The following is a 13,427-nucleotide window of genomic DNA, read 5'->3' as shown; positions in this document are numbered from 1 at the left end:
GTTTACTTCCTCCCTAAGATGGCGTCCATTGCACCCGATGTATTATAAATAATCTGTTCGCCATGATACGTGTAACCCGGAATCATTTCGGCAATCACATAATCGTCATACCCGATCGTTTGAAGGGCTTTCATAACTTCTGGATAATTAACATCACCGGCTAGAAGATCAACAAAACCATGCAAGCCTCCTGCGGCGCGGCGGTAATCTTTGAAATGCACTTTTTTGATACGATTATTTAAAATGGAAATCCAATGCTCCGGATAACCGCTGTACAGGACATTTCCTACGTCAAAGTAAGAACCTACATAAGGGGAATTAACTTTATCGATAAAATCCCTCATTTCAAGCGGCGAAAGTAGAAACTTGTTCCATACATTTTCTATACCGATGGAAACTTTCAAGGATTCAGCTAATTTAGAAAGCTCACTTATAGCTTCCAAAGCGTAGTCATATGCTTGATCATATGGAACCACTTCAGAATCCGGAATGAAATCAACACCAACAGCACCTGGTACAACCAGAATTGTATCTACGCCAAGAATAGCAGCGCTCTCCAACTGTTTCTTAACGATATCCTTCGCCTTTTGACGCGTTTGTGCTTGTCCGCTTGTTAACGAATGACCCCAATATAAACCACTAGCAAGGCTCGATAGCGCAATGCCCTTGTCATCTGCAAACTGCTTGTATTGTTTGATTTCGCTTTCATTGCTTTCCAAACTTAATTGGCCAGTCTCGTTCAACGCCAGTTCGATACCGTCGAATCCAGCATCCTTCGCTACTGTGATACATTGCTCTACCTTCATGGAGCCTGGAAATGACCAAATATTAATCCCTTTTTTCATTGTTATCTCCTCCGTCTCTTCCCTTTATTATAAAAGAGCCACGCTAGATAAGATTTATCCAAAAAGCCGATTTATTTGCACTTTTGCAAAAACGGATATGGTAAAATGAGATTAAAAATGAGTTTGGAACAAGAACCACCCTGAGAGAGGACGAGCAGCATGGATTTCCCAAGTATACAACTACAGGAATCACTTACCATTCAAACCCTCTTTTCCTTTCATTACTTCGAGTATGCAAAGGGATTTGTATTTGACGGAGAACAGCATGACTTCTGGGAAATTCTTTACGTGGACAAAGGGGAAGTTGAGATTCGAGCCGATGATCACATTCATACCCTTCATCAAGGAAATATGATCTTTCATAAACCAGAGGAATTCCATACGGTTAGCGTTAAGCACGAGCATACACCGCCAAACCTTATTGTCATAAGCTTCGAATGCACGTCTCCTGCCATGACTATTTTCGAGAAAAAGATTCTGGCTTTAGGAGACCGGGAAAGAAATATCCTATCCCTCATTATCCAAGAAGGGTTTCAGGCGTTCCTGCCCCCTTTTGACAAACCAACTGTTCATCACTTGGAGAGAAACCCAAATGCGCCTTTTGCCAGCGAACAAATGATCAAATCCTATTTAGCGGTTTTGTTAATCACACTCATTCGGAATCAAGAACAAGCCTCCACTCCAGATTCTATGAAATACAAGCAATCATCCCTTCAAAAAGAAAAAGCCGAACAACGAATCGTTCAGCAAATCATGGAATATTTGAAAGCCAATCTCTCTCAATCCTTCACGCAAGACCATTTATGTCAAATGTTTCACTTGGGCAAAAGTCGATTAAAAGAGCTTTTCCAATCCCAGATGCAGACCGGCGTCTTGGAAGCCTTCAAGTCCCTCAAAATCGAACAAGCCAAAACTTATATTAGAGATGGCCGTTATAATTTTACAGAGATTGCAGCCATGTTGGGGTACGCCAGCATTCACTATTTTTCAAGAGATTTTAAGAAAACCGTTGGCATGCCGCCTTCTGACTATGCAAAGTCCGTTAAAGCTCGACTGTAGTGTTGAACAGAAAATAAGCACCCTACTGGGTGCTTATTTTCTTATTCAACTGGCTGCTTCTATTTGATTACTTTCAATAAGCGTTTAGCCGTTCCATTCTGCGTTTCGATTGTTTCATAAACATTCACAGTGAAAGGATAGCTGAATTGATCTGTTGTTATGTTCGTGGCATCCAGCAATTGTTTCCCACTGATTAATTTATTTACACCTGTGAAGGAAGCGTCCTTAGAACCGACAACACGTCCGGCGTTATCAACAATTTCAAATTTCAATTTCGAGAAGTTGTTGTCAACCACGACATTTTCTTTCTGTTTAATGTCCAGATCAAGTCGGAACTTATACGTATACGTCAATTGAGCAGTCGTCTGTGTACTCACTGTTACATCATTGAATGTCAGATCAAATGGATATAAGGAAATGGTAGAATCCGCTTCTTCCTTCTGTACATCCGTTTGCAGAGCGGCAATCGTAGTTGTAAAAGGTGCGGCAGCCACTGAATCAAGCAGCTTTAACGAGAAGCTGGTGCTCTCTTCGGTTTGCGGCACAATGTAGGAGTAGCTTACTACGTAGCTTAATCCAGGATTTAGCATCGTCGTTACATTCGTTTGACGGGAACCTTGATAAGTTACACCCTGTGCATTGACCAATTCCGATAGGAAAGCAGGAGTAGCTGTAGGCGTCGTACTCGTATTCGTTAATTTGAACTTAGCTACCGCAGTTTGGTAGCCTTCACCTGGATTCTCATGAAGATGAAGCTCCATAAGCGACACTTCTGTTGACTTATCAACAACTTTGGTCAAAGCATCAAATGTGATCGGCTGACCAATTGTGTAAGGCGCTGCAGTAGAATTCCCTTGCTCTTTCGGCCATGCGATAGCTAGTTTACCTGTTGCTAGCGTTGTGGCTTGACCTCCACCTTTGGGTAAAAATGAATCCGTCGATAGAACGAGAAGGTTGGACAACGTCACACCATTTTCCACTGGAATCGCAAAATGAATGTATTTCTTTTCGCCTGCCTCCAAGGTCACCGGATCTGCTTCGGAAAGTTTGCCCTCATAGCTCTTCTGCTCGGACTGTGCGTCCATTCGGAAAGCTGGCACTGTTTCTCGCCCCGCTCCAGGATTACTAGCCAATACCGTCACAACAGCCACGCGGCCTGATGCCGTATTTTGCATAGAAACTTCAACTGGTGAATACGTCAGTCCTGAATTAACCCCAGGTATGGTGAATGCTTGACCCCATGCTAAGTTTTCGAGGCTCTGCAAAGCCGTATTTCCCGTACCGCCATACCACACGGATTTAGTAGGCATAGCTAGTAGTGTAGTTTCCACCTTGGGATAAGAATAGATATCCACATTGACGAAAGATAACTGCTCAATTTGACCAATTTCCTTGCTATCTACAGAAGTCATGTATACAAGCTCGCCGATTTCTTTGGGCTGCAAGGCTTCTTTATTGCTAGCACTTGGTTTCAATGTATACGAAACACCACTAGCGGTTTGAACACGAAGCTCGTGTTCGGGAACTCTGTTCTGTACGGCGCCTCCGTTATATAAGCGAACAGTAACCGCAAGTTGTGAACCTGTCGCGGTTGGCGTCACGGCTGCACTTTTAATCGCGGCACGTATATCAGGTGTCAATCCGTAATTGACAGTAGGTGCAGAGACTACAGGTGTCGTTGAGTCGGCCGCCCATACGGCCGTGCCTCCTTGTACGATCATTGCTCCTAGCATGATGGCTGTCAGACTAGATTTCCATGGTTTGTTTTTCATGTAAGTACTCTCCTTATTGTGAAATTTCACTGATGTCTATTTGGCTGCTGGTGTTGTTGTCGGTTGCGGCCCAGCGCTAGCACTGTCTACTTTTTGTCCGTCTTTCAGCGTGTTCTGTCCGGAAGTAACCAATTTCTCGCCGTCTTTCACGCCTTCAATTACTTCTTGATACTCCCCGTTAATTCGTCCTAATTTCACTTTCCGTTTCTGATATTGGTCACCTTGCTGAACAAAGACAATGGTATCAGACTCTTCACGAATGATGCTTAGTGTAGGAATAGCAATTACTTGTTCTTCCGTTTCAGTCGTAAGCTGTACCATGAATCGATTCCCAGGCTGCAGCAGATGATCGCTATTTGGAACTTCCAGTTCTAACGTATACGTTTTTGTCGCAGCACTCATAATAGGTGCCAAGTAGCTAATTTTAGCTGTTCCTTTTTTATCAGGCGAATCCGGATTATAGTAAATAAGTTCTTGCTTTCCTTTAATAAGTAGGAAATTCGTCTCCGTAAGCTCGGTTTTGATTTTGATCGGATCAATTTGTTGGACTTGCCCAACTTTCCCTGCTGCTGCAGCTACCGTTTGTCCTACCACTACGTTGAAATCGGTAAGAATGCCGTTTCCAGGTGCCTTAACTTGATAGTTCTCTAAAGAACGAGTCGCATCTTCTAAACTTAGACTTGCGGACTCTGCCTGCGTTTGAATAGCCGAAATCGAATCGGAATTATCAAAAGCAGAAAGCTTGCTCTGTGCAGCATCTAGATTCATCTGAGCGCTATCCAGTGCTTGTTTGGATTGATCCACCTGATGCTGAACCGCAATGCCTGCGTCATATTCATTACGAACTTTGTTATATTCTTGCTCAGCATTCTTGAGTGCCGTTTGCGATCTAGTTACATTGTCCGCCAAGTCTTTGCGGTTATTAACTTTACTATCCTTTGCTTGCTGCAAGGATTCTTGGGCACTTCTTACAGAAAGCTCACTTTTCCTTTTGGCAGATAAGGCATCTTTATTATCAATAACGAAGAGGACATCACCCTTCTCAACATACTCTCCACGTTTTTTCAATACTTCCGTTACTTCACCGTTGGCTTTCGATACAACATCAAGCGTCGTTCCTGCCGCTACATCAGCAACTTGTTCGATGGGATTGCTAATTTTCTGCTTCTTTATGACATCCGTTTTAATTGCCTTTGGTGCTAACTGTACCGTTGCTGCCCCTTTTGCGCCTGGGGCGGAACATGCTGACGCCATGACCGCCGCTGCGGTCAATAACACGATCACCCCCATCGAACGGGATTTGAATTTACGTTTCCGCGAACTATCGTTAATCATCTATGTGCCTCCTTATACCTCTAACATCGTTTTTTCGTTTACATTCTTACGATTGAACATCCGACCTATACGGTTCTTTATACTTTCAATCAATTCGTACACAATCGGTACGACAACTAGTGTCAATAGCGTAGACGTAATCAAACCACCGATAACAACTACACCCAGTCCTTTACCGATTAATCCGCCTTCTCCAGAAATACCGAGCGCAAGAGGTACCAATGCCATAATTGTAGCTCCAGCAGTCATAATAATGGGACGTAGTCTTACTTTCCCCGCTTCAATTAGAGCATGACGTACCGTGTATCCTTCTTCACGCAGTTGTTGTGCACGATCAATTAGAACAATCGCGTTCGTCACTACGATCCCAATAAGCATGAGGAAACCAATCATAGAGGTTACGGTTAACGGCTCTCTTGCTATGACAAGTCCGAGAAGGCCCCCAATAACAGCCAGCGGTAGAGAGAACAAGATGGCGAATGGCGCACTTGCGTTTCCAAAGGCCAAAACCATAATCAAGTAAACCACGAATATGGCGGCAGCCATCGCGATGAACAACTGCATGAAGCTTTCATTCACATCATCCGAAACACCACTTATTTTTGGTGTCACGCCTTCAGGCAACTGAATATCTTTCAAAGCCGCGCTAAGCTTGGCGCTCACACCTGTCTTATCTGCAGAATTGATTTTTGCTGTTACTTTCACAAGCTGCTGCTGTTCCTCACGTGCAAGTGATGCAGCGCCTTTTGTTTCACTGACCTTAGCTACTTCCTTCAATAAGACCCTTGAACCATTCGCTCCGGTTAATGGAATATTTCCTAATTTTTCAAGAGTATCTTTGTCTGATTTGTCTAACGATACCGTTGTTGTATAAACGATATTATCGAATTTCATGTCTCCTAGATTTTGCTTTTGAATCCACGCACGTGCGGTATCACGAACGGTCGATGAGCTTAATCCGTATGCTCTCGCTTTTTTCTGATCTACAGCAATTTCTATTTCTGTTTTGGCATCACTCAGGTTATCTCCAATTTCACTAAGCTCAGTGAATGTATTTAGCTTCTCTTTAACCAAACCGGCTGCTTTCTCTAATTGAAGCTGATCCTCACCTTGCAAGGTATAGGCAAAATCAGTGGATGAAACACCGAAATCCCCTTCCATGGCTTTAGGCTGTACTTCAGATCCGCTTGGCAGCTCAGAGAGTATATAAGCTTTCATTTCATCTTTTACTTGATTCGGATCTACTTTATCATTCACTTGGACAAAAATCTGTGAAGCATAAGGCGTCCGTTCGTCATCTTTGCCTGCATAACCGACTAATGCTTCAACGAATTTGAAAACGGGCTCGCCATTAGAATCTTTCGTATCTAGCAAGACGGTTTCAATCTCTTTCGTTTTCGCATCTGTTGCTTCAAAAGATGTTGCATACGGCATCTTTATCTGAAAATACATTGTTTTCGCAGGCTTCGAGCTTGGCAAGAACGAAACCGATAGGAAAGGTACCGTTGCCGCAATTGTGACTACAAGCATAAGTCCTGAAATTAACAATGTTTTAATCCGATTTTTCAAACTCCACGTCAATGCTTTTTCGTAAAATGTTGTTAGTTTAGTTGGCTTTGATTCATCATGATGCCCTTTACCCGGCTTACTGCGAAGAACGAGCAATTTAGCGAGCATTGGAATAACCGTTAAAGCTACAATTAAGGAAGATAAAAGTGCACAAGCAATCGTTAAGGCAAAAGGTCTAAAGAACCCTCCCACAACACCCGTTACCAGAGCAAGTGGAGCAAAGACCCCTACGGTTGCCAAAGTTGAGGACGTAATAGCCATCGAAACCTGCTTTGTTGCCAAGGCGATGACGGATTCTTTACGTTCTTGCGCTTTTTCCAATGAGGCATATATATTTTCAATAACAACAATCGAATCATCGACTACACGACCTACTGCGATAAAAATACCGCCGAGTGTCATCGTATTAAGCGTTAAGTCTAATGTCGACATCAATAACAATGTGATCAAAATGGAAAGTGGAATCGAGACGAGAACAATGAGTGTCATCCGAATGTTCCTCAAGAAAATGAGAATCATTAAGGAAGCCAAAATCGCCCCTACAACTCCTTCACGTACAAGTCCTGTAATGGACTCTTTAATTTGATCTGCACTATCATAAGTATTTTTGAACGTAATGTTGGGCAGTGTTGTTTCCCATTCATGAATAAGCTTCTCGATGGATCCTGAGAAATCAACCGCATTTGCACTGCCTGCTTTGTACAAAATCATACCAATAGCTGGCTTGCCATCCAGTCTACCATTGAAATCAGATTCCGTTATCGCCTTTACCTTGGAAACTTGATCTAGTGTTACGATATCTCCTTTAGGTGTGGTGATTTCGACCTTTTCCAATTCGTATAAGCTTGATAAATTGCCAGTGACACGAGTCATCTTATTGTTGCCGCTAATTTCTACACTACCAATCGGACTCTTCGTCGCGGCGGAATTAATCGCATTGCTCACTAGAGCCGGTGACAATCCATATACATCAAGCGCAGCAGCATCTAGCTCAATATCGAGCGATGTGCTTCTGGCACCAATAACGTCCATATGGTCGATCCCTTTAATTCCTTCAAGACCTGGCTTGATTTTATCTTTAAAAGACTTGTCGAGCTCTGTTTGGCTTACCCCGTCCTTCGCATAAGCGACTAAGTAATTCGAAGGGAATGATGCCGCACCAAAAGTGGAGGCTTTCGGCGCACCTGCTGTTGCTGGAAGGGAAACTTCAGCCAGCATGTCTTGAACGGCCTGCTTTTTCTTATCAATATCTACATTTTGCTTAAACATAATGATAATCATGGAGAAATTATCACTCGAAGTTGAAGACATGGAATCTAAGTCTTCAATATTCGCTAGCTTTTCTTCAATCGGAGCCGTAATCTCATCCATGACATCCTTAGGCGCTCCTGTGTACGTAGTTGTTACAGCAACTACTGGAAAAGAAACGTTTGGCATGTTCTCTACTTTAAGCTGCGTGGATGAATAAAATCCGCCTACAAAAAGCATGATCATGATAATGAATAATGCCGAGACATTCTTCATGGAAAACTGTGTTAATCGATTCATTCCTGTACTCCCCTCATTAACTGATTACGTTTAAGATACATTCTGAATATGAACCCAATATGAACAAACAAAAAAACTTGGCATGAGGCATCCAAGCTTTTCATTAATTTTTATATTTTTTTGGGTAAATAAGTCAATATCGGTAGAGTGACCAAGAATAAAGTTCCTTTACCTTGTTCGCTTTGAACCTCAACTGAACCTTCGTGCACATCGATAATTTTCCTGGCAATAGCAAGCCCGAGCCCGCTTCCACCATCACGCTGCCTTGACTGATCTACTTTGTAGAATCGATCAAATATTCGTCCTTGATCTTCCTCTGGAATCCCAATCCCATTATCTTGGATCCATACCTGTACACGATCTCTTAGCGGAACAAGTTTCACGTAAATGTGTCCATTAGGAGGCGTAAATTTGACTGCGTTTCCAATTAAATTCATCCAAACCTGACTTAATTGATCCGCATCCGCCGATATTTTCACTCTTGGTAAAGACAAATCCATATCAAGCTGTTTCTCTGACCACTGGGGTTCATAAAAAACAACAATTCTACGCAGCTGTTCATCCAAATCGTATGTGGTTGGGTGAAAAGGATGATGCTCCGATTCCAGAGAGGCCAGCTTCAATAAATTATCACTGAGGCGAGATAATCGCTCACTCTCACGTTCAATGATTTCCAAGTAACGTCCACGCTCTGCCTCGTCAATTTCCGAACCCCTTAGCGCCTTGGAAAAGCCCCGGATCGACGTTAGAGGGGACTGTATTTCATGGGAAACGTTCGAAACAAAGTCTTGCCGCATTTGTTCCAGCTGCTTCAGCTCACCAGCCATATGATTAAAGCTTTGAGCTAGCTGGCCTAGTTCATCCTTTTGTTTCACGGAAACATGCACATTGAAATTGCCTCGAGCTAACCGTTCCGTAGCCAGCGTCAGCTTCTTTAATGGATTTACCAGATAGCGAGATGCGATGAGAATGAGTAAACTACCGACAATAAGTACGATGAGAAGTACAGTAATGACAGCTGTCTGCACTTGACGACGAGCTACCTCGGAAAAGTTTGGATGAATGAAAAGGGCAAAAGTTTTACCATCAACTTGGAGAGGCAGTCCAACCTTAATCCGATTGAATGGATCTTTGGGCATTCCATTGTCTAGGCTTTTATAAATGCTGCCACTTAGAACATAGGACACTTCCGATGCTTCAATAAGAGGATTCCCTTTTTTGTCTAAAGTGATCGCCGTCGCCGGCTCTCCGTTTTCGTAAAATAAAGTCAAGACGTAGTTATCATTTAAGCGGTTGCTTCCTGCCACAAAAGAATCAAGATTCTTCGGCTGTATGTCTTCACTCAACGTGACTAGCTGCCGGCCTATCGCGAGCATATCTGCTTGAAATTCTGTGGTAATCAAATTTCTGAAAAAGACCGTTGCCAGCGGAAAGGCGACGGACACACTAACCACAACAATGGCCAGAAATGTCAGCACAACACGCAGATATAGCGACTTTATCTTAATCATGCATTCACCTCGAGCCTGTACCCAAGTCCACGAATGGTCGTAATACGAAATTCCTCCGTCAGTGGTTCGAACCGCTCTCGCAAACGTTTAATATGCACATCAACAGTTCGGTCATCACCTTCATAATCCATACCCCAGATCTGTTCAATAAGCTGCGTACGGGTGAAGATTTGTGCCGGATAACTGGCAAGCTTATAGAGAAGCTCGAATTCTTTTAAAGGAAGCGCCAATCGTTGATCCTGTAAACGTACTTCAAATGCTGTACGATCGATAATCACATTACCGAGAGTGATCGTTTGAGAAGCGTTGATCCGATACCGTTTAAGCAAAGCTTTTACACGCATCACCAACTCCACGGGGTCAAAAGGCTTCACCAGATAGTCATCCGTGCCAAGCTGAAAACCTTTCACCTTGTGGACAGACTCGCTTTTGGCTGTCACCATAAGAAGGGGCAAATCTGCATATTGCGCCCTTAATTCGCGACAAAGTTCCCAACCGTCCATCAAAGGCATCATGACATCCAATACGACTAAATCCGCCGGTGTAGTTTCAAGCATGCTGAGCGCTTCTTGTCCATTGCTTGCCTGCATGACTGTTAAGCCTTCACCAGCCAAATAAACGCGAATCAGCTCTCTGATATCTGCGTCATCATCCACCACCATGATCCTGGTCACGAAACGCTCCGCCTTTCTTGCGGGAAACTTATGATAAATACGGAATTGGATCTTTTGAACCCGCTTCTTCAAAGCCTTTTAACCGTAGACGGCAGCTGTCACAAACGCCGCAAGCTTCCGCTTTCCCATTGTAACAAGACGTAGTTAGCTCGTAAGGAACGCCGATCTTCAATCCTTCTTGCACAATTCGTGCCTTAGTCCAGTCAATGAGTGGGGTTTCAATCGTGATCCCTTTCCCTTCAACACCGACCTTGGTCGCAAGGGCAATCACTTCTTCCACTTTATGAATAAATTCCGGACGACAATCCGGATATCCGCTGTAATCGAGGGCATTCACTCCGATATATATGGCTTCTGATCCCGTTACTTCTGCATAAGAAGTAGCAATGGAAAGGAATAGCAGATTGCGTCCAGGCACATACGTAACTGGGATTTCAGATTCCTCTGAACCTTCCGTCAATCCATCCACTACATTCGGAACATCAATGTTATCATCCGTTAATGCGCTGCCGCCGAAATCACGAAAGAAATCTAACTTGATGATCTTATGACGACCACTGACACCATAATGCTCAGCGACTTGCTTGGCATTCTCGATTTCGATCTTGTGACGCTGACCATAGTCAAAAGAAATCGGAAATAACTCGTATCCCGCTTCTTTGGCAAGTCCCATGCACGTAGTACTATCTAATCCGCCACTTAGAATGATGACGGCTCTTTTCTTATTTTCATTGCTCGCGCTCATAATAGACACCTCTTTTTCTTCTTGTGAAAAATAGATAAATAAGTGATACGCGCTTTAAACGCCGCGCATCGCTGGATCCCAAATGATCTTATGCAGCTGCATGTTCAGCTTCACCTTGGACAACCCTGCGTCAAGCATATGCTCGACGAGCTTGCGCGGCGGCATGGTCTCCCACACCGGGCTGAACATCGGCAGCGCCTTCGTTGGATGCTGCTCAAGCACTTCCACCGCGGTGCGGAAGTCGTGCTCGCTGCCGATGACGAACTTCAACTCGTCCTGCTCGCGCAGCAGGGCGAAATTGCTCATGACCATCTGCTCCATCTCGCCAGAGTCGGGCAGCTTAAAGTCCATGATGTATCGCACCTTCGGCGATGTGACACGCTCTACGAACAGTGCGAGATCGATCGCGCCGTTCGTCTCGATATGCAGGTCATCGACCTGCTCCAGCTCTGCGAGCGCGTCGATTAACGCGAGCGACTTCTCGCCGTACAGGAGCGGCTCGCCGCCGGTAAGGCAAATATGCCGGGAGCGGTACGTCTGGACCTTGCTGATAATTTCAGCAATGGTCATGACGTTCTCCGCTTCCGCGGGCGGGTAGCTGTACTTGGTGTCACACCAGGTACAGCGCAGGTTGCAACCAAAAAGACGGACGAAGACCGTCGGGAACCCGGCACGGGTCCCTTCGCCTTCAACCGTCTCGAAGATCTCGACCATCGGAATGCGGATATCTCGCATTACACATCCTCCTCCATCATCGAGCGTGTGATGGCCGCATAACTAGTCGGCGTTTCCCACAGCCGGATTTCTTCCAGCATGATCGCTGGGTAAAGTTGTTCCTCAAGCAAAGCTTGATGAATTTCCTCATACATCCAGACGACCATATTTTCAGCGGTTGTATTCATAGAAGGCAGCACATCATTCAAATATTTATGGTCCAATCGGTCAACGACACGTTCTTTTGCAATACGTTTAATATCACCAAAATCTATAGCGATCCCCCGGCTATCCACTTTTCCGCGCATAATAACTTGCAGCTTATAGGTATGTCCGTGCAGATTTTTACATTTTCCTTCATAACAATGCAAATGATGCGCACTGTCAAACGTAAATTCTTTGGAAATCAAAACGGATTTGTGATGATATTTTAATTGGTTCTCTTGGATGTCACGCCCCAACATTTGCACATCTCTGGGGATATCATAGCTCATATCTATCACCTCATAATTATGAAAAAAACAGTACTCTACATTCTATCACGAAGAGACCGTTTTTCACAATCAATCTTGCTGTTTTCGTCTTCCCTTTTGAGACCAGTCCAAATGACCACGAATCTCCTGAATCCGTTCATTCTCATTACGTAAATCTGATTCAATTAGAGCTGTAAGACTTTCAATTTGATCGACTACGGTATCGGGAAGTTCAACCTCTTCAAGTGATTTTACAATATAGAGCAAACATTGCAGCGTCTCATCCATAAGGCTCTTCTTCTTGCCGGTTAAGACAACTTCTGAGAGAAAAACAAGGTGACTCAGCTCTTTTTGCGTCATTTTCAAGAGGAACATCCCCTTTCTTGCTTCCATTATCCAACATTTTCCGACATCGCGAAAGACTCTCTTGACAACTTAAACTATAACATTTATGATTACAGTAATTGTTGAAATTTTTTTAAATGATAAAACTGAATGCTTTTAAACAATGGACACACACTAAAAAGAATTTATATCCGGAGGGAAACCTAATGAACACAGAAGTTAAATCCGAAGTTTTGAAAGTTTTAGAAGACCGTCATTCCGTAAAGCAATATCAAGTTGGTCACAAAATGCCAAAAGCTGATTTTGAACAGCTTTTGACGTCCACGTCACAAGCACCATCTTCATGGAACCTTCAACACTGGAAGCTTCTAGTTATTGAAGATCAAGCTCAAAAAGAGAAATTGCTTCCTATCGCATATGGACAAAAGCAAATCGTAGAAAGCTCCGTTGTTATCGCTATTCTAGGCGATCTCGAAGCTAACAAAAACACAGAACGCGTTTTTGGTCCAGCAGTTGAAGCTGGCCACATGCCAAAAGAATTGTATGACACTCTTGCCGCTCAAATCGAAGGCGCATATCAATACCCACAAGTTGCTCGTGACGAAGCTATTCGTAACGCTTCCTTAGCAGCTATGCAGCTTATGATTGCTGCTAAAGCACTTGGCTATGACACATGCCCTATGGGTGGTTATGATGCTGCTAAATTCGTTGATGCTTTCAACGTTCCAGCACGCTATGTACCTGTTATGCTGATTAGCGTAGGTTTGGCTGCTTCCCCTGCTAGATCCGCAGGTCGCCTTCCTTTGGATCAAATCATCGTTTCCAACACTTTTTAAT

The 13,427-nt window shown here is 43.7% G+C and carries 12 protein-coding genes; 2 read left to right on the top strand and 10 right to left on the bottom strand.

Annotation, left to right across the window (positions count from 1 at the left end; translation table 11 throughout):
* Positions 1-2 precede the first annotated feature (2 nt).
* Positions 3-845, bottom strand: coding sequence for a sugar phosphate isomerase/epimerase family protein (locus AC58UU_RS02165; RefSeq protein WP_497312533.1), 843 nt, complete (start codon positions 843-845; stop codon positions 3-5).
* A gap of 159 nt (positions 846-1,004) precedes the next feature.
* Between AC58UU_RS02165 and AC58UU_RS02160 the strand changes: the two genes are divergently transcribed.
* Positions 1,005-1,904 carry an AraC family transcriptional regulator gene (locus AC58UU_RS02160; RefSeq protein WP_497312531.1) on the top strand — a complete coding sequence of 300 codons (900 nt, stop codon included), beginning with the start codon at positions 1,005-1,007 and terminating at the stop codon, positions 1,902-1,904.
* A gap of 59 nt (positions 1,905-1,963) precedes the next feature.
* Here the strand turns inward: AC58UU_RS02160 and AC58UU_RS02155 are convergent, their stop codons facing one another.
* The 9 genes from AC58UU_RS02155 to AC58UU_RS02115 form a co-directional block, all read right to left on the bottom strand.
* Entirely contained in the window at positions 1,964-3,676 is a 1,713-nt protein-coding gene (locus tag AC58UU_RS02155) for a hypothetical protein (protein ID WP_497312529.1), read from the bottom strand.
* Between the two features lie 36 nt (positions 3,677-3,712).
* Positions 3,713-5,011 (bottom strand): efflux RND transporter periplasmic adaptor subunit, encoded by a 1,299-nt coding sequence (locus AC58UU_RS02150; RefSeq protein ID WP_497312527.1) that lies wholly within the window; start codon positions 5,009-5,011, stop codon positions 3,713-3,715.
* 12 nt (positions 5,012-5,023) lie between these two features.
* Entirely contained in the window at positions 5,024-8,128 is a 3,105-nt protein-coding gene (locus AC58UU_RS02145; RefSeq protein ID WP_497312525.1) for an efflux RND transporter permease subunit, read from the bottom strand.
* A 110-nt stretch (positions 8,129-8,238) separates the two neighbouring features.
* Positions 8,239-9,639, bottom strand: coding sequence for a sensor histidine kinase (locus AC58UU_RS02140; RefSeq protein ID WP_497312523.1), 1,401 nt, complete (start codon positions 9,637-9,639; stop codon positions 8,239-8,241).
* A complete protein-coding gene (locus tag AC58UU_RS02135; RefSeq protein WP_497312522.1) occupies positions 9,636-10,313 on the bottom strand; it encodes a response regulator transcription factor in 678 nt (225 codons plus the stop codon). Before AC58UU_RS02135 ends, AC58UU_RS02140 begins: the two co-directional genes overlap by 4 nt.
* Before the next feature lie 28 nt (positions 10,314-10,341).
* Positions 10,342-11,058 carry a 7-cyano-7-deazaguanine synthase QueC gene (queC, locus tag AC58UU_RS02130; RefSeq protein WP_497312520.1) on the bottom strand — a complete coding sequence of 239 codons (717 nt, stop codon included), beginning with the start codon at positions 11,056-11,058 and terminating at the stop codon, positions 10,342-10,344.
* Positions 11,059-11,112: 54 nt separating this feature from the next.
* Entirely contained in the window at positions 11,113-11,793 is a 681-nt protein-coding gene (locus tag AC58UU_RS02125; protein ID WP_497312518.1) for a 7-carboxy-7-deazaguanine synthase QueE, read from the bottom strand.
* Positions 11,793-12,266, bottom strand: a complete 474-nt coding sequence (queD, locus tag AC58UU_RS02120) for a 6-carboxytetrahydropterin synthase QueD (protein WP_497312516.1) — start codon at positions 12,264-12,266, stop codon at positions 11,793-11,795. Before queD ends, AC58UU_RS02125 begins: the two co-directional genes overlap by 1 nt.
* Before the next feature lie 69 nt (positions 12,267-12,335).
* The gene (locus AC58UU_RS02115; protein ID WP_497313136.1) at positions 12,336-12,605 is read right to left on the bottom strand and encodes a hypothetical protein; all 270 of its coding nucleotides are present in this window, start codon (positions 12,603-12,605) and stop codon (positions 12,336-12,338) included.
* A gap of 191 nt (positions 12,606-12,796) precedes the next feature.
* Here AC58UU_RS02115 and AC58UU_RS02110 point away from each other — a divergent pair, with 191 nt between their 5' ends.
* Positions 12,797-13,426: a nitroreductase family protein gene (locus AC58UU_RS02110; protein WP_497312515.1), complete on the top strand. Its 630-nt coding sequence runs from the start codon at positions 12,797-12,799 to the stop codon at positions 13,424-13,426.
* The last annotated feature ends 1 nt before the right edge of the window (position 13,427 follow it).

It is taken from the genome of Paenibacillus sp. JT22N1 (assembly GCF_059692155.1).
Note: the sequence above shows the minus strand (reverse complement) of the source record. Positions and strands in the feature narration are given on the sequence as shown.